At 47.7% G+C, this 23,056-nt stretch carries 23 protein-coding genes; 12 read left to right on the top strand and 11 right to left on the bottom strand.

Annotation, left to right across the window (positions count from 1 at the left end; translation table 11 throughout):
- Positions 1–13 precede the first annotated feature (13 nt).
- From HWI92_RS12750 to HWI92_RS12765, 4 genes are all read left to right on the top strand, one after another.
- Positions 14–1,159 carry a Gfo/Idh/MocA family protein gene (locus tag HWI92_RS12750; RefSeq protein ID WP_204655615.1) on the top strand — a complete coding sequence of 382 codons (1,146 nt, stop codon included), beginning with the start codon at positions 14–16 and terminating at the stop codon, positions 1,157–1,159.
- A 69-nt stretch (positions 1,160–1,228) separates the two neighbouring features.
- Positions 1,229–1,594 (top strand): four helix bundle protein, encoded by a 366-nt coding sequence (locus HWI92_RS12755; RefSeq protein WP_204655617.1) that lies wholly within the window; start codon positions 1,229–1,231, stop codon positions 1,592–1,594.
- Between the two features lie 66 nt (positions 1,595–1,660).
- Positions 1,661–2,713 carry a sugar phosphate isomerase/epimerase family protein gene (locus HWI92_RS12760; RefSeq protein WP_204655619.1) on the top strand — a complete coding sequence of 351 codons (1,053 nt, stop codon included), beginning with the start codon at positions 1,661–1,663 and terminating at the stop codon, positions 2,711–2,713.
- A 93-nt stretch (positions 2,714–2,806) separates the two neighbouring features.
- Positions 2,807–6,217 (top strand): ThuA domain-containing protein, encoded by a 3,411-nt coding sequence (locus HWI92_RS12765; RefSeq protein ID WP_204655621.1) that lies wholly within the window; start codon positions 2,807–2,809, stop codon positions 6,215–6,217.
- An 83-nt stretch (positions 6,218–6,300) separates the two neighbouring features.
- Here HWI92_RS12765 and HWI92_RS12770 read toward each other — a convergent pair whose 3' ends face one another.
- From HWI92_RS12770 to HWI92_RS12785, 4 genes are read right to left on the bottom strand one after another with little or no spacing between them, the layout of a single operon-like run.
- A complete protein-coding gene (locus tag HWI92_RS12770) occupies positions 6,301–7,113 on the bottom strand; it encodes a TIGR02757 family protein (protein ID WP_204655623.1) in 813 nt (270 codons plus the stop codon).
- Positions 7,106–7,312 carry a hypothetical protein gene (locus HWI92_RS12775; RefSeq protein WP_204655625.1) on the bottom strand — a complete coding sequence of 69 codons (207 nt, stop codon included), beginning with the start codon at positions 7,310–7,312 and terminating at the stop codon, positions 7,106–7,108. The genes HWI92_RS12770 and HWI92_RS12775 overlap by 8 nt, the downstream gene beginning before the upstream one ends.
- A gap of 16 nt (positions 7,313–7,328) precedes the next feature.
- Positions 7,329–8,312 carry a LysM peptidoglycan-binding domain-containing protein gene (locus HWI92_RS12780; RefSeq protein WP_204655627.1) on the bottom strand — a complete coding sequence of 328 codons (984 nt, stop codon included), beginning with the start codon at positions 8,310–8,312 and terminating at the stop codon, positions 7,329–7,331.
- The gene (locus tag HWI92_RS12785; protein WP_204655629.1) at positions 8,313–9,056 is read right to left on the bottom strand and encodes a DUF4905 domain-containing protein; all 744 of its coding nucleotides are present in this window, start codon (positions 9,054–9,056) and stop codon (positions 8,313–8,315) included. It lies immediately after the preceding gene.
- Between the two features lie 99 nt (positions 9,057–9,155).
- Between HWI92_RS12785 and kdsB the strand changes: the two genes are divergently transcribed.
- The gene (gene kdsB, locus HWI92_RS12790) at positions 9,156–9,893 is read left to right on the top strand and encodes a 3-deoxy-manno-octulosonate cytidylyltransferase (RefSeq protein ID WP_204655631.1); all 738 of its coding nucleotides are present in this window, start codon (positions 9,156–9,158) and stop codon (positions 9,891–9,893) included.
- A 150-nt stretch (positions 9,894–10,043) separates the two neighbouring features.
- The gene (gene porX / locus HWI92_RS12795; protein ID WP_204655633.1) at positions 10,044–11,609 is read left to right on the top strand and encodes a T9SS response regulator signal transducer PorX; all 1,566 of its coding nucleotides are present in this window, start codon (positions 10,044–10,046) and stop codon (positions 11,607–11,609) included.
- 70 nt (positions 11,610–11,679) lie between these two features.
- Here the strand turns inward: porX and HWI92_RS12800 are convergent, their stop codons facing one another.
- Both HWI92_RS12800 and fsa read right to left on the bottom strand, forming a co-directional pair.
- The gene (locus HWI92_RS12800; protein ID WP_204655642.1) at positions 11,680–12,357 is read right to left on the bottom strand and encodes a cell division ATP-binding protein FtsE; all 678 of its coding nucleotides are present in this window, start codon (positions 12,355–12,357) and stop codon (positions 11,680–11,682) included.
- A gap of 15 nt (positions 12,358–12,372) precedes the next feature.
- A complete protein-coding gene (gene fsa / locus HWI92_RS12805; RefSeq protein WP_204655644.1) occupies positions 12,373–13,029 on the bottom strand; it encodes a fructose-6-phosphate aldolase in 657 nt (218 codons plus the stop codon).
- A gap of 279 nt (positions 13,030–13,308) precedes the next feature.
- Here fsa and HWI92_RS12810 point away from each other — a divergent pair, with 279 nt between their 5' ends.
- Both HWI92_RS12810 and HWI92_RS12815 read left to right on the top strand, forming a co-directional pair.
- Positions 13,309–14,022, top strand: a complete 714-nt coding sequence (locus tag HWI92_RS12810; protein ID WP_204655646.1) for a tetratricopeptide repeat protein — start codon at positions 13,309–13,311, stop codon at positions 14,020–14,022.
- A gap of 14 nt (positions 14,023–14,036) precedes the next feature.
- Positions 14,037–14,366 carry a transmembrane 220 family protein gene (locus tag HWI92_RS12815; RefSeq protein ID WP_204655648.1) on the top strand — a complete coding sequence of 110 codons (330 nt, stop codon included), beginning with the start codon at positions 14,037–14,039 and terminating at the stop codon, positions 14,364–14,366.
- A gap of 2 nt (positions 14,367–14,368) precedes the next feature.
- On the opposite strand, the gene HWI92_RS12820 is transcribed toward HWI92_RS12815, so the two are convergent.
- Positions 14,369–15,136, bottom strand: a complete 768-nt coding sequence (locus HWI92_RS12820) for a biotin--[acetyl-CoA-carboxylase] ligase (RefSeq protein ID WP_204655650.1) — start codon at positions 15,134–15,136, stop codon at positions 14,369–14,371.
- A gap of 44 nt (positions 15,137–15,180) precedes the next feature.
- On the opposite strand from HWI92_RS12820, the gene rsfS reads away from it, so the two are divergent.
- The 3 genes from rsfS (at position 15,181) to HWI92_RS12835 (ending at position 18,751) form a co-directional block, all read left to right on the top strand.
- Positions 15,181–15,567, top strand: a complete 387-nt coding sequence (gene rsfS, locus HWI92_RS12825; protein WP_204655657.1) for a ribosome silencing factor — start codon at positions 15,181–15,183, stop codon at positions 15,565–15,567.
- Positions 15,568–15,638: 71 nt separating this feature from the next.
- The gene (gene ftsH, locus HWI92_RS12830) at positions 15,639–17,714 is read left to right on the top strand and encodes an ATP-dependent zinc metalloprotease FtsH (protein ID WP_204655659.1); all 2,076 of its coding nucleotides are present in this window, start codon (positions 15,639–15,641) and stop codon (positions 17,712–17,714) included.
- Positions 17,715–17,803: 89 nt separating this feature from the next.
- Positions 17,804–18,751 (top strand): aldose 1-epimerase, encoded by a 948-nt coding sequence (locus HWI92_RS12835; RefSeq protein WP_204655661.1) that lies wholly within the window; start codon positions 17,804–17,806, stop codon positions 18,749–18,751.
- Here the strand turns inward: HWI92_RS12835 and HWI92_RS12840 are convergent.
- Genes HWI92_RS12840 through HWI92_RS12855 form a run of 4 tightly spaced genes read right to left on the bottom strand, consistent with a single transcriptional unit; the run spans position 18,748 to position 21,515 of the window.
- A complete protein-coding gene (locus HWI92_RS12840; RefSeq protein ID WP_229247906.1) occupies positions 18,748–19,872 on the bottom strand; it encodes a nucleotidyltransferase family protein in 1,125 nt (374 codons plus the stop codon). The two genes, HWI92_RS12835 and HWI92_RS12840, sit on opposite strands and share 4 nt — an antisense overlap.
- The gene (locus HWI92_RS12845) at positions 19,865–20,785 is read right to left on the bottom strand and encodes a phosphoenolpyruvate carboxykinase (ATP) (protein ID WP_204655663.1); all 921 of its coding nucleotides are present in this window, start codon (positions 20,783–20,785) and stop codon (positions 19,865–19,867) included. The genes HWI92_RS12840 and HWI92_RS12845 overlap by 8 nt, the downstream gene beginning before the upstream one ends.
- 17 nt (positions 20,786–20,802) lie before the next feature.
- The gene (locus HWI92_RS12850) at positions 20,803–21,246 is read right to left on the bottom strand and encodes a lasso peptide biosynthesis B2 protein (RefSeq protein WP_204655672.1); all 444 of its coding nucleotides are present in this window, start codon (positions 21,244–21,246) and stop codon (positions 20,803–20,805) included.
- On the bottom strand, positions 21,246–21,515 hold the full coding sequence (locus HWI92_RS12855) for a PqqD family protein (protein ID WP_204655674.1): 270 nt from the start codon (positions 21,513–21,515) through the stop codon (positions 21,246–21,248). The genes HWI92_RS12850 and HWI92_RS12855 overlap by 1 nt, the downstream gene beginning before the upstream one ends.
- Positions 21,516–21,833: 318 nt before the next feature.
- On the opposite strand from HWI92_RS12855, the gene HWI92_RS12860 reads away from it, so the two are divergent.
- Entirely contained in the window at positions 21,834–23,054 is a 1,221-nt protein-coding gene (locus tag HWI92_RS12860; RefSeq protein WP_204655676.1) for a BaiN/RdsA family NAD(P)/FAD-dependent oxidoreductase, read from the top strand.
- Positions 23,055–23,056 lie beyond the last annotated feature (2 nt).

The raw sequence follows: 23,056 nt of genomic DNA on the forward strand, positions 1-23,056 counted from the left end.
TCCATACCCGTTTATGAACAAAATCAAAGTCGGCGTCGTTGGTACTGGCTTTATTGGCCCTGCTCACATTGAAGCTCTCAGACGACTCCCGAATGTGGAAGTTGCTGCCCTTTGCGAAGTAACCGCTGAGCTGGCACAACAAAAAGCAGACAGCCTGGGCATTCCCCGCGCCTATACTTTTGAAGAACTCCTCAAACAGGACGATATTCAGGCGATCCACATCTGTACTCCCAACTTCCTGCACTACTCCCAATCCAAAGCAGCATTGCTGGCCGGTAAGCACGTAATCTGCGAAAAGCCGCTTGCCAAAGATCTGGCCGAAGCAGAGGAACTGGTGGCCCTGGCTGCCGAAACGGGGCTGGTGAATGCGGTGCATTTCAACCTGCGTTATTATCCGCTGGCCCGTCAGATGAAATCCATGCGGGAAAACGGCGAGCTGGGAGAAATTTACTCCTTCATCGGCTCCTACCTGCAGGACTGGCTGTTTTACGAAACAGATTACAACTGGCGCCTGGAACCGGACAAGTCGGGAGATTCACGGGCGATTGCCGATATCGGCTCTCACCTCATGGATATCCTGGAATACATTACAGGATTGAAAACCACCGAAGTACTTGCTGACTTCAATACCGTACATAAAACGCGCAAGAAGCCGCTCAAACCGGTGGAAACGTACTCGGGAAAAATGCTGCAGCCTGAGGATTATGCGGACGTCCCCATCACTACAGAGGATCACGCCAATGTGCTCCTGCGCTTTGACAATGGAAGCAAGGGTGTCATCACCGTTTCCCAGGTATCGGCCGGACGCAAAAACCGGATGTCGCTTGAAATTGCGGGTTCAAAGAAAACGTTCAGCTGGTGCTCGGAATCACCCAATGAAATGTGGATTGGTAACCGTGATAAAAGCAATGAAATCCTGATGCGCGATCCTTCGCTGGTTAATCCGGACGTGCGTTCCACGATCACTTTCCCGGGCGGCCACAACGAAGGTTTCCCTGATACTTCAAAACAAATGTTCAAAGAGGTTTACGCCGCCATTGCAGAAGGCAAACAACCCGAAAATCCAACATTCCCAACCTTCGCAGACGGGTATCGCGAGCTGCTCATCTGCGAGCGAATCCTGGAAAGCAACAAGAAGCAGGCTTGGGTGGAAGTTTAATTTTGAATGAGTGAATGACTGAATGATTGAATAGGTTCTTGTTCTAACTTTCTTACAACACACTAACTGATGGCTGATGATAACAAGAGGGATTTTGTCTCTCAGTTGCAGGACCGTACGAAACTGTTTGTACTGAGGAGCATTAAAGTTTTCAAGGCATTGCCGGCTACTGATGAAGCCCGGATTGTGGGAAAACAGTTTCTTCGATCAGCATCATCCGTTGGCGCCAATTACAGGGCGGTGTGCAGGGCAAGAAGCCAGAATGAATTTTTCGCAAAAATCAGCATTACCATAGAAGAAGCTGACGAATCGCTTTTCTGGATGGAAATCATGTCGGAAGCGAACATTTTACCTGTCGAAAAGCTGCGTGCACTCATGAACGAAGCGCAGGAGCTGGTAAAAATTCTGTCCAGAGCCCGAAAGAACACAAGATGAAACCTTCAATTATTCACTCATTCAACATTCAGTCATTCAATCATTGATTCATTCAATCATTACAATATGAAAACCATAAAAGGACCCGGAATATTTCTGGCGCAGTTTCTTGGCGACGAGGCGCCGTTTAATTCATTGGATACTATTGCCGATTACATGGCCGGATTAGGCTACAAGGGTGTTCAGCTTCCGATCTGGGACCCGCGGGTAATTGATGTGAAACTGGCTGCCGAGTCGCAGACGTATGCCGATGAGCTCAAAGGAAAGCTGAAAGACAAAGGACTGGAAATCACGGAGCTTGCTTCGCATATCATTGGTCAGCTCGTTGCATCACACCCCGTGTATGATGAAATGTACGACGGCTTTGCCATTCCCGAAGTTCGTAACAATCCGAAAGCCCGTGCGGAGTGGGCGACTCAGCAGCTGAAATACACTGCGGTAGCCAGCAAAAACCTGGGTCTGAAAGCAAGTGCGTCCTTCTCGGGCGCATTGGCCTGGCCTTTCCTGTATCCGTGGCCACAGCGTCCGGCTGGTCTGGTAGAAACTGCTTTTAAGGAACTGGCAGCACGCTGGAAGCCCATTTTGGATGTATATGATGAAAATGGAGTGGATGTGGCTTACGAGCTGCACCCGGGCGAAGACTTGTTTGATGGCGCTACTTTTGAGATGTTCGTAGATTACCTCGACGGACATCCCAGGGCTAATATTAACTACGACCCGAGCCACTTCGTGCTGCAGCAGCTCGACTATCTGCAGTTTATCGACCTTTACCATGATCGCATCAAGGCATTTCACGTGAAAGATGCGGAATTCAACCCAACCGGTAAGCAGGGTGTTTACAGCGGTTTTGCCGGCTGGGCCGATCGTGCCGGACGTTTCAGGTCACTGGGCGACGGGCAGGTGGATTTCGGAAGTATTTTCTCCAAACTGTCGCAGTACGATTATGACAGCTGGGCGGTACTGGAATGGGAATGCTGCATCAAATCACCTTCCCAGGGAGCTGCGGAAGGGGCTCCGTTTATCGCCAGCCACATCATTGAAGTCACTACAAAAGCATTCGACGATTTTGCAGGAACAGGTGCTGACGAAGCATTCAACCGCAAAGTCCTCGGCCTTTAATTAAAGGTACTGAGTACAAGTAAATAGAAAACCTATCTCCCTTAATAGAGATAGGTTTTTTGCAGTTTATAATCATTCATTCAGCACATTGTAATGTTTCATTCTTTAAATCAAAAGTTTCGCAGAGGTGCAGCCCGGGCCGGGATGGCCGTCCTGCTTGCCTGCTCCGGTGCAGCCACTTTTGCGCAAATTGTTACGCCTCAGAAGCGGGTACTGGTGTTTTCCAAAACTGCGGGCTTCCGGCACTCGTCCATTCCGACGGGTAAAACAGCCATCATGAAGCTGGGCAAAGAGCAGGGTTTTGCTGTGGACACTACGGAAAATGCTGCCGCATTTACTGACAAAAACCTGGGAAAATACGGAGCCGTCATTTTCCTGAACACCACCGGTGATATACTGGATGGTATGCAGCAGGATGCATTCGAGCGCTACATTCAGGCGGGTGGCGGATATGTGGGGGTACACGCCGCAACCGACACCGAATATGACTGGCAGTGGTACAACAAGCTGGCGGGTGCGCAGTTTATGAGCCACCCGGGTAATCCCAATGTACAGGAAGGTGAAGCGTACGTAGTAAATTCAGACCATCCTTCCATGAAGGATTTTCCTCAGAAATGGAAGATCAAGGATGAATTTTATGATTTCAAAAACTTCAACAACAAGGTAACCGTACTGGTCAAAATAGACGAGAAATCGTACAAGGATGGTAAAATGGGCGATGACCACCCGATGTCCTGGTACCACGAGTTTGATGGCGGTAAAGCTTTTTACACCAACTTCGGGCATGAAGACGCTACTTATTCCAATCCTGTTTTTGTAAAGCATTTCATAGGCGGCCTCAACTACGTGATGGCTGCCAGGCTGGATTATACGAAGTCACGGCCCGAAGAAAACCGGTTTACAAAGAAAGTACTTGCCTCCAAGCTCGACGAACCTACCGAACTGGTAGTACTGGACGATCAGCGCGTTCTTTTTGCTGAAAGAAAAGGCAAGCTGAAACTGTACAATCCAAAAACAGGCAAAACCAAGGTTGTAGCCGACGTACCTGTTTACACCAAGCAGGAATATGGCCTCATGGGGCTTAATGTTGATCCTAACTTTAAGACCAACAAGCTGCTGTACATGTACTACTCGCCCCCATCCTCCGAGGCGGATACTGCACAGCATTTGTCACGTTTCAAATACGATGATGTGAAGGACACGCTGCTTCTGTCCACAGAAGAAGTACTGCTTACCGTGCCTGTGAAAAGAACAGATTGCTGCCATACGGGCGGCTCCATTGCGTGGGATGCGAAAGGAAATCTGTACCTGTCGACCGGTGATGATGTGAACCCTTTCCAATCCGATGGTTACGGCCCTATGGACGAGCGCCCTGGCAGAGAAGGTTGGGACGGACAGCACTCTTCTTCCAACACGAATTCACTCCGAGGAAAAGTATTGCGCATCAAGCCCCGATATGGAGACAGACGGGCAAACATGCCGGGCGGTACCAACCTGTACGACATTCCGGAAGGAAACCTTTTCCCGGCCGGAAACCCCAAAGCACGTCCTGAAATCTACGTAATGGGAACCCGTAATCCCTACCGGATTTCGGTAGATCAGCATACGGGATACCTCTACTGGGGCGATGTGGGTCCGGATGCATCGAATGATGATCCTAAACGCGGACCGCGCGGGTACGATGAGGTAAACCAGGCCCGCAAGGCAGGCTACTTCGGATATCCTCTTTTCATTGCGGACAACAAGCCATATGTGGACTTTAACTTTGCAGACAGCACCTCGGGCAAGCCGTTTGATCCTGCTGCGCCCATCAACGATTCACCGCATAATACGGGATTGAGGGAGCTCCCTCCCGCTCAGCCGGCTTACATCTGGTACCCGTATGCCGACTCTCCGGAATTTGGGGCGATCGTTGGAAAAGGCGGACGTAATGCCATGGCAGGACCTGTGTACTACGCAGCTGATTATCAGGGAACCAAGGACAAGTTTCCGACTTACTACGATGGTAAGTTCTTTACCTATGACTGGATCCGGGATTACATCAATGTTGTAACGATGAATCAGCAGGGTGACCTCCTCACGATTGAGCGCTTTTTGCCAAACATGAAGTTCAGCCATCCGATTGATATGCAGTTTGCAAAAGACGGCTCACTGTACACGCTGGAATATGGCCCCAACTGGTTTGCGCAGAATGACGAAGCGAGCTTGTCGCACATCACCTTCAATTCAGGAAACCGCACACCGCTGGCTGTTGCAAATGCCAGCACTACTACGGGATCAGTGCCGCTGAAAGTAACATTTTCTTCCAAAGGTTCAGTGGATTATGATGGGGATATGATCAAGTACGAGTGGAACTTCGGTAAAGGTCTTCCTAAAAGCACGGTTGCCAATCCTGTTTTTACCTACACTAAACCGGGAGAATACACAGCTGTTCTGAAAGTAACTGACGCTGCCGGAAACAGCAATACTTCCGAGGTGGTTGTGAGAGCAGGTAATGCTGTACCCAAAGTGGATGTAGTGATCAAAGGAAATAAATCATTTTACTGGAACAACAAGCCTGTCGACTACGAGGTAATGGTATCTGACAAAGAGGATGGCAGCCTTGCAGACAAGAAAATTCCGGAAGATGAAGTAGTCCTGACCATCAATTACCTGGAAGGTTTTGATAAAACACAGCTCGCGCAGGGCCACCAGGCTAATACAGGCTTTGAAACAGGAAAGCGCCTGATTGAACTCAGTGACTGCAAAGCGTGCCACTCGATCGACAAAAAATCCATTGGACCGGCCTACCGCGAAGTAGCCAAAAAATACGAAAAAGAGCGCAACTCACTGGCCCGTCTGACAGACAAGGTACTGAAAGGCGGAAGCGGAGTGTGGGGCGAGCAAGCCATGCCGGGCCACCCGCAGCACAAGCCCGAGGAAGTAGAGGAAATGGTGAAATACGTACTGTCACTTTCCAAAGAGCAGGTAGTTGACAAAAAACCACTGAAAAGCTCGTATGTGACAGAAGCTAAACAAAAAGAGGGCTCATACATTTTCACGGCCAGCTATACGGACAAGGGCAATGGTACGATTGGTCCTATGACAGGCGCAAAAACGGTTGCCTTACGGCCTTCGAAAATCACTGCCAGCTCTTACGACGATGGCAGGGACGTTGCGAAGTTCAAAATTCCCGGAGGAGCAGAAGTAGTGCTGGGTACAAAGAGCGGTTCTTATATCACGTTCAATGACATTGACCTGAGTGGTGTAAGTGCCATTGATGTGGCGGCGGGATACCGGGAAGGCCCGACTGCAGGAGGAACACTTGAAGTGTACCTGGATTCTCCCGGCGGCACGAAAATCGGAGAAGCCAAAGTAGGCACTTCCGGTACCGTCAGCATTCCGGTGAAGACGGCCGCTGATAACAAGCTTCATCCGCTGGTATTCGTTTTCAGAAACACGGCAGCCGGCAACAAACCTTTGTTTACGCTGGACTGGATTCAGTTTAACAGTGCCATACAGTAAGCAGGATAGTCATCTATAAATGCTAAAAAGCGCCGCCAGTAGCTACTGAGCGGCGCTTTTCTTATGTAAGAAATCAAAATACCCTAGCTTGCATATCCCTCGATGCCCAATCCGAACAATGCGAAGTCGTATTTGACAGGATCATGAGGATCAATAAGCCTGAGGGAGGCGGTAAGTTCCGTGGCGGTTTGCCAGTCGGTAACCGGCCGTTTGATGAGTCCCAGCAAACGGGCTACGCGATCAACGTGAACATCGCATGGGCAGACGAGCTGCGCGGGTTTGATCTTATTCCAAAGCCCGAAATCCACACCGCAGTCATCCTTTCTGACCATCCATCTGAGAAACATGTTCAACCTTTTGCAGGAAGATTTCCGCGCAGGGGTTGCAATGTGCTTGCGGGTACGCGCAGGGTAATCTTCCAGGCTGAAAAACTGATCATGAAATCCCAGCAGCGCATTTTCTATGGTAACATCACCAGGCTGCATATGGCTGGCAAATGCATCTTCCAGCGAGTTATAGCTTTGGTAATAATATTTGAAAAAGTAAAGAAAATACAGCGTATCCGTAGCATTGAAGGTACGATGCTTGAAGTTCAGGAAGGGTTTTAGATCGGAATCTTCATGGTTCCGTACGAAATCGTAAGGAGCATGGTCCATCAATGCCGATAATTCAAGGCATTTGCTGATAATGGTTTTACGCTGCCCCCAGGCAAGTACTGCCGCCCAGAAGCCCATGATTTCAATATCCTGCTTACGGGAAAAACGGTGGGGAATGCTGATGGGATCAGCAGCGATGAAGTCGGGACGGTTGTACCTGTCGGCTCTGTCTTCCAGCAGGTCGATAATGTAGGAAGATACCGGTGCTGCTTTCGGGCCGCCAGGTTCCTTCTCAGGCATGCCGCCCTCCAAACAGGTACGCCAGCACCCGGGAGATCCCGGAAAAAAACATAACGATTCCTGAGAACAAGAAAGTAAATACCGCAATGAAGGGATAAAGGATCGTGAACATGACACTCCAGATCTTGTATCCTGTTGTATTCTTCAACGCAGCTCTTTCCTCTTCTCTTTTGGACCTGAATTTCGGTGAATGTTTCATGGGTGTGTATTGCTGATTACTCCAGGTAACTTACTACGGCCCGAAAACGTTTGCTGTTGGGCGAAACTTTCTCAAATGCGCGGGAAGAAAGCTTGATGACGATATCATCATTGACGCTGGTATCCGGAATACGGCCGATAATGCGCACAATGATCTTCTCCTGATTGTATTCATTAAGGACTTCAACCAGCGAACCTACCGGCGCAGTCCTGTGCAGACCGAGGAATTTACTTGTACTTTCATCCGTTTCGATTACTTCCGCAAGTCCGGACTCAGACTTCTTTTTTGTTTTGACTACTTTGGGCGGAGCCACTACCTCTTCCACCGGTTTCATCACCTTTTCAGGTACAGCGGACTTGGCTTTTACCGAGTCTTTCACAACAGTAGTTGTAGTGACCTTGGCGGGTGCAGCCGGAGCGACCGGGGCAGTTGCCTTTTCAGCACCTTTTTCGCTGACAATAAGCTCCTGGCCTTCTTTGATATTGTCATCGGCAAGATTATTCCACTTGCGCAGATCTGCCATTAAAACACCATATTTTACAGCAACCCTGTAAAGTGTCTGGCCGGGTTCCACGCGGTGCAAGCCATTGGCAGGCGCCGGTGTGGATGAGGCTGCCGCGGGTGCGCTTGTTACCGCAGCCGGACTATTGGTTGTACTGGCTACGGTATTGGTTTCCTTTACCTCCGTTTTAGCAGCTTTTGCTTCTTCCTTTTTAGCGTCTCTTTTTCCACCTTTTGGCGTGTAAGGTACCCGGATGGTCTGCCCGGACTGGATCTGATCACTGATACCGGGATTAGCGTCACGGAGCGACTGAATAGTGATCCCGTACTGACGCACAACCGCAAACATGGTTTGTCCCGGATTTACTTTATGCAGGATAAAAACCCTGTCTCCGACTTTCTCAACGCCTACTGAGTCGGCAACATTTCCAATGGCCCGGGCACTTGCCGCACCTATACAAAGACCTGCCGCAATTGTCAGGCAAAAAAAGTATTTCATTTATTCGGGAAGAGTTAAACTCGAAAACTCATTATTATTTTTAAGATAAACCAGCGTTGAGCCGCGCAGCATCATGGTAGAACGTCCTATACCCTGGCGTTCCTCGGAAAGCCTTTCGTGAAGTACCAGTTCCTGCTTTTTATTTACAATCAGCAAGTACTGAACTGATTTTTCCTGCTCGTAAATATAGTAAGAAAAGACAATATAGGGTCGCTTCTCCAGATAATCGACGGCATCGGCCTTGTGCCCTGTGACCTTCTCGATAAAGGCAGCCAGCCTGTCGAAATAGGCATTTCTCACCTTGTAACGAACCGGTTCCTTTAAAATTACCTCTGCATCTTCAAGCTGGGCGCCTGCTTCCCATGGAGTAGTTGCACCGGTATCCGGGTCACATGCCAGCTTACGGAAAGTTTCGCCTGATTTCACAGCAACTTCCAGCAGACCCGCGCCATGCACACTTACAAGTATATGTCTGGGCAACACCCACAATTCGGAAGCATCAATGCCCGAAATACACAGGAGGTCGGAAGGCTCCGGCACTTCGGGTACGCGGTACTGGTGAATGTAAATCCGGTTGTAGGCGAATGCGGTGAGTGAGCTCCACCAGTCGGCTCCTTCCAGGTGCTTTTCCCAAAGCAGCCTTTGCTGATCCAGATCGAGGATCGCAAATGAAACCGACTTTGCCCCGATATGCCTGAGCTCTATGGCCCACCGGTTGCCGGCAGGGTCCGGGTCAGGGATCATGCGCCAGATGTTACCGGAAAACTGATGTGTGAAAGGATTTTGCAATTTTTTTAGCCTTAATTTGAAACAAAATCTACCAGGCAAACAAAAAACCGACCAGTGCAAATCCTAGGAATTATTCCCGCGCGCTATGCATCCACCCGCTTCCCTGCCAAGGCGCTTGTTGATATCGGGGGCAAAAGTATGATCCAGCGGGTATACGAGCAATCCACAAAAGCCACAATGCTTCACCAGGTGATTGTTGCGACGGATGATCAGCGCATTCTCGACCATGTTACCGGCTTCGGCGGCCACGCTGTGATGACTTCAACATCCCACCACAGCGGTACCGACCGGTGTTTTGAAGCATTTACAAAGGTTGCCGGAAAGTACGACTATGTGATCAATATTCAGGGTGACGAACCTTTTATCAGTCCAGAGCCCATAGACAGTCTTGCAAAGGTACTGGACGGAAAAACCGAGCTCGCGACACTGGTCAAGATCATTGATCAGCAGGATATCCTTTTCAATGTTAATGTTCCTAAAGCTGTGCTGAACAGCCGCAATGAAGTTATGTATTTCAGCCGGCAAACCATCCCTTACCTCCGCAATGCAGCAGAGAGTGAATGGCTGAAAACCCATACTTTTTACAAGCATATCGGCATTTATGCCTACCGTGCAGACGTACTGGAAAGCATTACCAGGCTGCCTGTTTCACCACTTGAAAAAGCGGAGGCACTCGAACAGCTCCGCTGGCTTGAAAACGGGTACGCGATCAAAGCGGTCATTACTTCGGATGACTCACATGGGGTGGATACGCCCGACGATCTTGAACGTGTAGCCCGCAGGTTTTTGTAGGAGGTTCCTTATTTTGGAACACTATTTGCAAACACTGCGTAACGTATAGAGGAAGGGAACAGTGTTATTAAAATATGTTAAAACCCATATTTTTATACGAGCACCCTCTCCGCCTCGTTAAACTTATAACTATTACGAAAACCCAGTTTTATGCAATACAACATTCTTTGGGCAGATGATGAGATAGATCTTCTTAAACCGCATATCATGTTCCTGACAAACAAGGGATATGGTGTCACGCCTGTCAACAGCGGTGCCGATGCATTGGACCGCATTGAAAATGACCGGTTTGACATTGTTTTCCTGGACGAAATGATGCCGGGGATGACGGGGCTCGAAACCCTTGCGCAGATCAAGCAGCAGCAGCCCAACCTGCCTGTAGTGATGATCACCAAAAGTGAAGAAGAGCACATCATGGAGGATGCAATCGGTTCCAAAATCGACGATTACCTGATCAAGCCACTGAACCCCAATCAGATCTTGCTATCGGTTAAGAAAATTCTGGACAACAAGCGCCTGGTGACCGAGAAAACCACGCTCAGCTACCAGCAGGAATTCAGGAACCTGGCTATGCAGTACCAGGACAGGATCGGGCATGAAGAATGGGCGGATATTTATAAAAAGCTGATCTACTGGGAGCTCGAACTGGAAAGCTCTGACGATCCGGGAATGGCAGAAGTTTTCAGCATGCAGAAAAGTGAAGCGAATGCCAATTTCTGCAAATTTATAGAGGATGAGTATGAAGACTGGCTGAATGATCCGCGCTCGGATAAACCGATTTTGTCGCATCAACTGATGAAGCAGAAGGTTTTCCCACATCTTAAAAATGCGAATGAACCCGTCTTTTTTCTGCTGATCGACAACTTCCGGTATGATCAGTGGAAGATGATCCAGCCGATTTTGCAGGAGTATTTTAACATTGAAGAAGAGTCATCTTATTACTCGATCCTTCCTACTACCACAGGCTATGCACGTAATGCTATTTTCTCGGGCCTGATGCCCAGTGAAATGGAGCGGAAACATCCGCAATGGTGGGTAAGTGATGAAAATACCCCGGAAGGCGAGGAAGGGCTTAACAACCACGAGGCGGATTTTCTGCAGAAGCAGCTGGAAATGAACCACTTCAACATCAAGTTCTCCTACCATAAAATTCTGAATACAAACCAGGGAAAAGCACTGATTGATAATTTCAGCAATCTGCTGACCAATCAGCTGAATGTGGTGGTGTACAACTTTGTAGATATGCTGTCACATGCCCGTACCGATGTTCAGATGATTAAAGAACTGGCGCCGGATGAAGCTGCTTACCGCTCCATCACCAGGTCATGGTTCCAGCATTCGCCTTTGCTTGACTTTATCCGTAAAGTAGCCGAAAAGAAAGGCCGTCTGATTCTGACAACTGATCACGGGATGATACGTGTTCAAAAACCTGTGAAGATCATCGGGTACCGCGAAACAAATACGAATTTGCGTTATAAACACGGAAAAAACCTGGGATTTGACGACAATCACCTGATGGTATGCCGTAAGCCTGAGCGGATTTTTCTGCCCAAGCCGCATGTATCCACGTCTTATGTGTTTACCAAAGAGGATTACTTTTTCGCATACCCGAACAACTATAACCAATATGTGAATCTTTATCGTGACACCTTCCAGCATGGCGGGGTTTCATTGGAAGAGATGATCATCCCGGTGATCGATATGACAGCTAAGTAATTATTGAAGGTTATAAAACAGAAAACCACCTGTGTTTGACACAGGTGGTTTTCTGTTTTATAGTGCTCATTTATCCCTCGATAACATTCCCGTTTTCACATTTGATAACCCGTGAAGGAAATCTTTTCAGAAAATCGTGGTTGTGGGTTGCCATCAGAATGGCCGTACCCGCATTGTTGATCGTGCGGAAAACCTGCATGATCTGCTCTCCTACCTCGGGATCCAGGTTACCTGTCGGCTCATCAGCAATCAGAATGGAGGGCTCATTGAGCATGGCGCGTGCGATTACAACACGCTGCTGCTCGCCTCCCGAAAGCTGATGCGGCATGCGTTTCTGGGCTGTACCCAGTCCCACCTGCATCAGTACTTCAGCGATCCGCTTGGAAATTTTGTTTTGCTGCTCCCAGCCGGTGGCCCGGAGTACAAAAGACAAGTTATCTTCTACGGAACGGTCAGACAGCAATTGAAAATCCTGAAATACAATCCCGATTTTACGTCGCAAAAAAGGAATCTGGCTCCGCTTGATATTGTGCAGTTCGAAACCTGCCACCTTGGCGGATCCGGTATGCAGCCAGAGATCAGCATAGAGCGTTTTCAGCAGAGAGCTTTTTCCACTGCCCGTCCTGCCGATCAGGTACACGAACTCGCCTCTTTTCACTTCAAAATGGACGTCGTTCAAAACAGGCCGGTCGCCCTGGTAAATATCTGCGCGATCCACGACTATAATTGGCTCTGCCGACTCAGTCATATTATTCAGAATGGGTTATGAATTACCTTTTTTGTAGTCGGACAGGAACTTCTCGAGCCCGATATCGGTAAGCGGGTGTTTTAGCAATGCCTCCATCGCGCTCAGCGGGCCGGTCATTACGTCAGCACCTACTTCGGCACACTGGATGATGTGCATCGGGTGCCGTACGGAAGCCGCAAGTACTTGTGTTTCAAAATTGTAGTTTCGGTAAATGGTCAGAATCTGCTCGATGAGCCCGATACCATCCGTGGAAATATCGTCCAGGCGTCCAACAAACGGAGATACGTAAGTGGCACCGGCCTTGGCAGCCAGCAAAGCTTGTCCGGCCGAGAAAATCAATGTGCAGTTGGTACGGATACCTTTTCCTGAAAAATATTTGAGTGCTTTAACCCCTTCTTTTGTCATCGGGATTTTCACTACAATTTTATCATCAATCTCCACCAGCTCCTCACCCTCGCGGATCATTCCTTCAAGATCAATCGATATTACCTCGGCACTTACGTCTCCATCCACGATATCGCAGATCGCTTTATAATGACGCATGATGTTTTCCCTTCCGGTAATGCCTTCTTTGGCCATCAAAGACGGATTGGTGGTTACGCCATCCAGTACGCCGAGTGCCTGTGCCTCCCGAATTTCTTGAAGGTTGGCAGTATCAATAAAAAATTTCATATCAGGACTAATTGGTTAAGATATTCCACAAAAGTAGAAAACCCCCGACAAAACCAAAAAGAAAGAAGAAACGGGGTATGCAGAAAACAAAAAAAGGCAAACCGAGAATCTCACCGCATCGACCACCTACCCTTGCTTCCGTCAGGACCTGGGGGATTCGGCAGGAGCTGGTAGTTCCGATTTGCCGGTGCAAAGATAAAGACATTTTGTTGAGAAAAAGAAACCCTGTTCACTGATTCCGGCTTATTTTTGCAAGAACCATTTCCAGTACTGCCTGTTATGCTGCGCTATTTTTACATCATTTTTCTGCTCCTGCCCTGGGCTTGTTCCCAATCATCGGACGCGTTTTTACAGAAGGGAAAATCATTAATGCAGGAGGGTAAAACCCTTGAGGCTATTGAGTTTATCAATAAAGCAATCGAAAAAAACACGGAGAGTGCAGAGGCTTTTAACCTGCGTGGCGTGGCCTACTTTGAACTGAAAGAAAATCAGAATGCAGCCCTGGATTTTGCCCGTGCAATTCAGTTAAATCCTTCGACTTACCGGCCCTATTTTAACAGGGCATTGCTTTATACCAATGAAAATAAACTCGATTCGGCCTTTGCGGACTATAATAAATCAGCTCAGCTTGCGCCTGACACGGCGGATATTTATCTTAACCGTGGCCAACTGCTGGTGTTGATGGAAAAAATGCCGGAAGCAGTTGCCGATTTTGAAAAAGCAACACGCCTGGACCCTGAAAATAAGCAGGCATGGTATAATCTCGGCAACACGTATTTCCGTATGGAGGATTTTCAAAAGGCAACCCTGGCTTTCCGGCAGACGATCAAGCTTGACGGTCAGAATGGTAAAGCTTTTTACGGACTGGGGCTGGCTCAATGGAATAGCGGCGAGAAGGATCTGGGATGTACCAGCCTCAAACAGGCGCAGAACCTGGGATATGGTGATGCAGCAAATGCCCTGGCGCAATATTGTTCACAACAATCTTTATAATTAATCCTAACCTTATGAGACTATTCAAGATATTTTTCGGGATCGTTTTTGTGATTTTTTCGTATTTCCAGCTCAATGATCCGGATTCAGGAGTCTGGATTGCGATTTACAGCTTTGCCGCCCTGGCCTGCTTTATGAGCATCCGCAATTTATGGCCGTCGTGGGTATTTTATGTATTGGCGGGCGGGTACCTGATTGCTGCCGTCTTGCAGTGGCCACCACAGTTTGAAGGTATTTTCTTTGGTGAAACAGCCATGAGAAGTTTGAATATTGAACTTGCAAGAGAGTCCCTCGGCTTGACAATCTGCGCAGCGGTGATGGCAGTGATCGGTAAATGGGGTTGAAATCAGTCCCAGACCCATTCAATCTCTTTCAGTCCGAATGCCCGGTCTTGTAATTCGTCAGTAAATCTGACAAGCATTTTCCCTTGGGAAGTTACGCCTGTAACTTCCCCTTCCCTCATCTCTCCTTCAAGTAAAAACCGCCTTTTTGCACCAAAGCCAAAAAGGCTGGCTATGTATTGTTCCCGGATCGTGCCCACTGTTTGAGGGTTTTTGAGCGCCAGGTAACACTGGTCCAGGTGCCGGCAGACTTTAACAAATTCTTCCTGAAGATTCAGTACGCTTCCAGTTTCAAGAAAAAGGGAAGTTGCCTTGCCTGCAGAAAATGCTGCCTGATTAATATTTAACCCTATACCTGCTATGGCATGATGAATCCGGCTTCCCTGAATGGAATTTTCAATCAAGATACCTGCGACCTTGCCCTGACCGATCAGAATGTCATTCGGCCATTTGACCGAGGCATCAGCGCAGTAGTTTTTGCAGTAACTACATACCGCAACTGCAATCGCCTGGCTCAAAAGGAACTGCTCTGAAACCGGCAAAAAGTCAGGCGAAAATATCACCGAAAATGTCAGGTTTTCACCCGGATTGGTGTTCCAGGACGTTCCGCGCTGCCCTCTTCCAACCAGTTGCTGATCGGTTATGATGACGGTTCCCTCTGCAAATAGGCCCGCCTGCACTATTTCAGCCGCTATGTCGTTTGTAGAGTGACAAGATGGCAGATATATAACTTTTTTGCCGATTATTACAGTATCCTGTATAGAGTTGTACAATTTTTTTGCTTTACTTTAGGGTTTAGAAATGGAAAAGATAACGAATGAAAGAACGCAAAAATAAAGAACTATCCTCAAAAGACCTCTCAGAGCTTGTAGCCAAAGGGATGATAGAAAAGAAGGGCCTGGACATAGCAATACTTGACCTCAGAAACGTAAAGAATTCAATCACTGATTTTTTTGTAATTTGCTCGGGTAACTCCGACACCCAGATAGATGCTTTGGCCAACTCGGTCGAAGAAGAAGTTTACAAATCCTCCAATACGGAACCCTGGCAGAAAGAAGGGAAAGCAAACGGGGAATGGGTTTTGATAGACTATGTCGATGTAGTCGCTCACATTTTCAACAAGGAACGCCGCAAATACTACGATCTTGAAGAACTTTGGGGAGATGCAGAGGTAACATACCTGGAAGATTCCATGGTATCATAACCGGACAAGTTGAACAAAGTACTTTTCCGGCGCGTTGTTGTTTATATATTTCCTCTTAATTAATACACAGAATGTCTGAAAACGATAACAAAAGGGGGCCTTTAAGTCCTAAAAGTCCTCAAAAGGGATATCAGGGCTGGATTATCGCGGCTTTGATCGCCACTATACTCGGAATAACGTACCTCAACAGGACATCAACCATAAGGGAGACTACTCAGAAGCGTTTTGAAAAGATGATGGCCGACAAAGAGGTGGAAAGAGTGACCATCGTCAATGATAAGTCGGTAGAAGTAACACTTAAACCCGAAGCGCTTAAACTTGATAAATACAAGGTTGTTGGCAAAGAGAACAGCTACTTCAGCGGGGAATCACCTTCTCATTTCCAGTTTCAGGTAACCTCCGCGGAAACCTTCAAAAAGGATTTTGATAAAATGCAGGAAGGGGTACCTGACGATGACAAGGTACCTTTTGTAGTAGATACCCGTAATGACTGGACCAGCTTTCTCGGCACTTGGGGATTCTTTATTGTCATGATCCTGGTGATGTACTTCATTCTCGGCAGAATGTCAGGTGGTGTGGGCCCGGGTGGTCAGATTTTCAACATCGGCCGGTCGCGCGCTACACTTTTTGATGCTGAGAACAAGGTTAAAATCACGTTCAATGACGTAGCGGGTCTTGATGAGGCAAAAGAAGAGATCAAGGAAATTGTAGAATACCTGCAAAGTCCTGAAAAGTTTAAAAAACTGGGTGCAAAGATTCCAAAAGGCGCGTTGCTGGTAGGACCTCCGGGAACTGGTAAAACCTTGCTTGCAAAAGCTGTGGCTGGCGAGGCAGGTGTACCTTTCTTTTCGCTTTCAGGTTCAGACTTTGTGGAAATGTTTGTGGGTGTGGGTGCTGCGAGGGTACGTGACCTTTTTAAGCAAGCCAAAGAAAAAGCGCCTTGTATCATTTTTATTGATGAAATAGATGCGGTAGGACGTTCACGGGGACGTGGCGCAATGCCTGGTTCCAATGATGAGCGGGAAAATACATTGAATTCTCTGTTGGTTGAAATGGATGGATTTGCTACTGACTCCGGTATTATTATCGTTGCAGCAACCAACCGTCCTGATGTCCTTGACCCGGCTTTGCTGCGTCCCGGACGTTTTGACCGTCAGATTTCTGTTGACAAGCCGGATGTAATCGGCCGGGAAGCCATTTTCAAAGTGCATTTAAAGCCTTTGAAATTGTCAACTGATGTTAACATTCAAAAGCTTTCTTCTCAGACTCCGGGCTTTGCCGGTGCAGAAATTGCCAACGTTTGTAATGAAGCTGCATTGATCGCTGCACGCCGTAACCGAGATGAAGTTACCATGCAGGACTTTCAGGATGCAATGGATCGTGTCATCGGCGGTCTTGAGAAAAAGAACAAGCTGATTTCACCCGAGGAAAAAGAAATTGTAGCGTATCACGAAGCAGGTCATGCAGTAGCTGGCTGGTTCCTGGAACATGCCGATCCTTTGGTTAAGGTATCGATTGTTCCCCGTGGTGTAGCGGCCTTGGGTTACGCTCAGTACCTTCCGCGTGAGCAGTATTTGTACCGTACGGAGCAGCTTTTTGATGAAATGTGCATGACGCTGGGCGGACGTGCTGCCGAGGATGTAGTGTTCGGAAAAATTTCCACCGGCGCATTGAGTGACCTTGAACGTGTAACGAAGGTTGCTTACAGCATGGTTACCATGTATGGAATGAACGAGCGCATTGGTAACATTTCTTTCTACGATTCGAAACAAGCTGATTACGCTTTTACCAAGCCTTATTCTGAAAATACCTCTCAGGCTATTGATGAAGAAGTAAGAAAGCTGGTGGATCAGGCATACCAGTTTGTGAAAGGTTTGCTTGCTGATAAGCGCGATGCATTGGAAGTACTTGCTAAAGAACTTCTTGAAAAAGAGATCTTATTCCAGAGTGATCTTGAAAAGCTGATCGGAAAACGGCCTTATGAGAAGGAAACAAGTTACCAGGCTTATATCAACCGTCGCTCCAATGAGGAGGCTGCTATTCATGAAGAAGTTCTGAAGCATACGCATGAAGGCGAGAAGAACAAATCTCAGGAAAGCAAGGAAGAAGAAATGGCAGAAGCTGCCAAAGAAGAATCCAACGACTAGTATTGAAATAACAGTTATAGTAGCCGGACAATGAACTTGTCCGGCTATTTTTTTATACATAATTTTCAATCAAATTAAATGTTGCAGAAATGGCCTTCGAAATATTTGAACAGCACTTTGGAGAATTGACTGAATATGTCGTACAGGATGCTGCTACCGGCAACCGGTTCGTGGTGGTACCTGAACATGGCGCGATTATCCGGCAGCTCTCATTGCGTAAAAACCTGACACTTTTTTCAATCCTAAAAACGCCGCCTACTCCTCAGGCAATACTGGCAGACACGAAGAGTCACAGCGAGCTCCTGTTCCCTTTTGCAAGCCGCATACCTGACGGGAAGTACAAGTTTCTGGGCAAGGAGTACCAGCTGGAAAAAAATGAAGATGGTAACCTGAATGCTATCCACGGTCTTGTTCGCAAAAAGCATTTTGAGTTGGGTGATCAGGTGATTGAAGCTGATCACGCATCGATCCAGCTGCATTATCATGTACAGGAAACAGCCGGATACCCGTTTGATATCACATTTTCCGTAAAGTACACGCTGCATGCTGACGGGCGGTTTGAGTTAACCTATGATGCCGTCAATAATGGTAAAGATCCGGCACCAGTTATGTTTGGATGGCATCCCTACTTTTTTCTGGGCAATGAGGATGTGGATGCCTGGAAAATCAACATTCCTTCGGATACGGTTGTACGTTTTAACGAAAACCTGATACCTGTCGGAAAAGATCAATTTACCACAGAAATGCCGGTTCTGCTGCACCGCCGCGACTTCGATAACTGCTTTGTCGTAAAAACATCTGGTTCAGGAGTATCCACCGAGCTAATTTCCGCAAACCAGAATGTAACATTAAAAATAGATCAGGAAACAGGAGAAGGAAAGTTCAATTACCTCGTCGTGTACACGCCGCCTGCCCGGGACTGTGTTGCCATTGAGCCGCTTACTGCCAATGTGGATTCCTTTAATACAGGAGAAGGATTGAACATACTGGCGCATGGTCATCATATTTCCGGAACCATCAGCCTTCGACTTATTTAGAAGCAATTTTTTCGATACCACTTCCATTTGGCGACAAGTAGGCGCCAATGCAGGAAATAGGAAATGTGGGCTTTGACCAGACTTAGCCTGCATTCCCATCCATCACGGTATTTGAAGTTAAAAGAAAAAATTTGCCAGGTTTTCGTTTGCGGGGCAGGTCGGGCATTTTCCCAATGTCCAACCGTTGAAGTGATGAATGCTGCGCTCCTGAGCTGGTCAGCGGACGGACCAAGGTATGAGACATAATTTTCACCGGATACGACTTTAACCAGCTCCAGTGACTGTACCAGTAGTCCGTAAAAGGATCCTGACCTGGCGGCAGCCTCGATGAAAGCCCAGTCAAGCTGGGGAGCAAACTTTCTCAACAGCCTCACGAAGTCGCCCAGGTACTTTAATTTATCCCACTGCTCTACCCCACCATGGTGAACAACCATCATGAGCAGCTGATTTTCCATGTTTGGAACATTCACCGTGCGCTGCATCATTTTAAAACTAATCATATTTCCAGCCAGATCGGCCCAAAAAAGGTTGTAGCAATACCGAGGGTAGCTGATACTCCATTGTACTTCCAGGGATTGAAGGGTATGCTCGTCGGCCGGTACCAGCGGAAGCTGATAGTCGGTGTTCAGATAATCTTTTTCATGCTGGTCTAACAGGTATGCCCTGTACTTATCGGGATAGAAATCGTACTGCGCGAGAATATCCAAACTTTTGCGTACGCTGCTGCGCTCAATGAAGAAATCGATGTCGCCAAATTCCCGGTTCGTTGGTTTTTTGTACAGCATCCACGACCATAAGGCACCTTTCATCGGGAATACAGGTACGCCATTTTCCTGTAATGCATCGTACAACTTCACCGAAAGTCCGAGAAAAGCCATATTGGCCACCGCTTGTCCCAGCGCGAACTCTTTTAGTGATTGATAAAAAGGAACTGCTGATTCAGGCACGCGCTCAGCTGGGATAAAATCGAAAAGTGATGGACGTACCTGGTGCCATTTTGCCAGCTTGGCAATGCGCTTCCAGTTAATATGCTGCAAATCAGAATACCTTTCGCCGGGCTCATTTTCCAGCGTAGCATCAATAAGCATTTGCAGCTCAGCAGAGACTTTCGGACTATGCATGGTGAGCTAGGGTGGGCTCATTGGTCAAATTCTCGGCAACCCAAAGTTCCAGCTCTGCGAAGCCGGCAGGCCGGCGCTTCTTCATAATTTGAGCATGGCTCGCGCATTGCAGACTTTCTATAAAATGCTTTTTCAAAGCCGGCGCGGCAAGAAGCTCTGCGGGTAATGGAAAATTCCTCAGCATCTCGGCAGGAATGGCAGGAGCACTCAGTACCTCTTCCTTTTTACGATTGCGGATTTTATGCAAAAAATAAATACGCCCTAACCTGACGGGCTCCTCCGGAAAACCAGCTTGGGGATGATAGGCAAACTTGTTCACTCCCTCGCTCACCGGACTAAGATGAGCAGTATTGTAGCCCAGCCCTTCTACTGTTTTTTCCCAGATTTTAAGCTGCGGATAGGCGGGTACGATATAGGGGACTCCGTGCTTAAAGCTTATTGCTGTGAGGTCATCGCTCAATAATGCACACCCGGCCTTGACAAACGCTGCTGCTGTGGTGGATTTGCCGGCACCAGGCGTACCCATGAAGCACCAGCTTTCCTTACCAATCTGTACTGCACTGGCATGCAATAAAAACATGCCCCGCTGAAAGAGGATCAGGCCCAATGCTTCACTTACCGTAAAGAGGCTGAGCAAAGAAGGATCGCTAGTAAACGGTTGTACATAAAGCATATTACCATCTGCCGCTTTGTAGCTTGCCAGGCCTTTCCAATGCAGGAAAAGGCTGTTCTCACTTTGTGCAAAATCCGCACAAATCCCACGTCTGTAAATATGCGTTGGCCTGACTGCCGGAACTGGAAATGCAGCTTGCACAATGTGCAGGTCGTAAGGATCCTCGGAACTGACAGGTACCAGCTCCGGCAGCTCGATTTCTGAAAATATATGCAGTCCGAAAGCGCGGTAAGAATACATGAATAGAGGTTCAAAGCTTAGCTCCACACCCAGATGCGCTGATAACACACCGAATCGGACCAGTCGCCGATCAGGATTGTACCGTTGCGCTCTACCCAGGCATGGGCTTCAAATGATTTATTAGGATTAATTTCAACGCCAATTTCCAGTGTCAATGCTTGGGCATGGCGAAGTATATATTTCAGCGCCAGTGCTCTTGGCAGGCAAAGCAGCTTCAATGGCAGCAGGTTGGCAGCCGTATCCACCGCCCAAACCGCAGCATTGATATCTGCTGATGGAAGATCAGGCAACTTAGGGCCTTGACTCAGGTAGTGGAAGATGTTTCTGAATGTTGAAAAAGGCAGTACCGTTAATCCGCATTTTACCAGTACCAGCACCACAGCAGCCCGCAGGAAGAACTTTCTTTCCAGCTGAGACAATGCAGCCCATTTGGCAAAATATGTCCGGCTCTTCCTGAACATTACTCCTTGATTACCCTGACAAGCTTTTCCGACACCAGATCTTTCAGTAATGCATCCACATCCCTGCGGCACGTAAGCTCGTCAACCTCGTACTCGCTGATCACCGCGTCACAAAGCTCATCCACGGTCTGCGGCCCCTGTTCCAGCGTATCCCAGACAACGAGACCCACCTGGTTAAGTCCGTAATAGGCTCCTTTATTATGGTTTAAAATGACAGTGTCCTCTCCTACTTTGGAAGAAATCTGGTCTTCGGTAAGCTCGTATTTCATACAAATGCACTTTGGTGTGGCTATATACAAAGTTAATTTTTAATCTACCGTCTCCAAACTTTATCATCCGGCTGGAAAATACTACGCAATGTACCAGCGGCAGTACTTATTTTTCTTTCGGAAAGCAAAAAGCCAATTTGCGGATGCTGCGGAATTTCATTCGCTGAAACCTTATGCTGCGGCATAATCCATTGCAGCTGCATTCGCTTTTTGGTTCAGTACTTTTTTACACCAGCCATACGAATTGATAAATCATATACCGTTGCCTAGCTATTTATCAATCTTAGCGTCAATTTTGTACAACAAAAACATCTTGTCATGCAGATAGCAGTAATTGGGGGAGGCGCTTCGGGATTTATGGCTGCTATTACGGCAGCCGAGGCTTTCCCGGAAGCACGGGTTATGATCATTGAAAAAAGCAGGACAGTACTGAATAAGGTAAGAATCTCAGGTGGAGGAAGATGCAATGTAACGCACCAGCCTTCCGACATTCGTTTTTTTGTAAAAAACTATCCCAGGGGTGAAAAGCTGCTGCGCCGGATGCTGAACACATTCAGCGCCGAAGATACGGTCAGGTGGTTTGAAGGGAAAGGTGTAAAGCTTAAAACTGAGCCCGACGGCCGCATGTTTCCTGTTACCGACTCCTCTCATACCATCATCGAATGCATGTTGCGTACTGCCAAAAACCTGAACATCGATATTGTGACAAGCACGGGCATACGCAGCTTTTTGCGTAGGGAAGATGGCAGGGGGTTTTTGTTAAATACAGACCGTGAAGACGTGATTTCTGCTGACCGGCTTCTGATTGCTACCGGTGGCTATCCCAAAGCTGAAAGTTTTGAATGGGTGGCCCGCCATGATCATGAAATTATCAGTCCGCTGCCTTCGCTTTTTACTTTTAATACTCCTGACAACTACCTGCTTCCGCTTGCGGGCGTGTCGGTGCCGGATGCATCCGTAAGAATTTCGGCCAGCAAGCATGAGTGGCGCGGGCCGCTGCTGGTTACGCACTGGGGATTCAGCGGACCGGCTGTTTTAAAGCTTTCAGCATTTGCTGCGCGCGAACTGGCAAATATGGATTACAACTTTACATGCAGGATCAACTGGCTTCCTGCACTGACCGAGCAGCAGATCCGTTATTTCCTGCTGGGAGAGAAAACCAACACACCCAAACAGCAGATAAGCTCTCACGCCCGCTTCGGACTGCCTGCCAGGCTGTGGAAAGCTTTTACCGAAAAATGTGAAATACCTGACAATTTACGGTGGGGTGATGCCGGCAATAAGGTGCTGAACAGACTAGTAGAACTGCTTATCAACAGTCAGTTTGAAGTGCGTGGTAAAACGACTTTTAAGGAAGAATTTGTGACCTGCGGCGGCATTGCATTGCAAAATATTGACCCCGAAACGCTTCAAAGCAAGACTGTTCCAGGCGTGTTCTTCGCAGGTGAAGTCCTGGATGTAGATGGCATTACGGGAGGCTTTAACTTTCAGAATGCCTGGACCACCGGATACATTGCCGGACAAAATATTGGAAAATAGCT

The sequence above is a fragment of the Dyadobacter sandarakinus genome (assembly GCF_016894445.1).
GTDB lineage: Bacteria > Bacteroidota > Bacteroidia > Cytophagales > Spirosomataceae > Dyadobacter > Dyadobacter sandarakinus.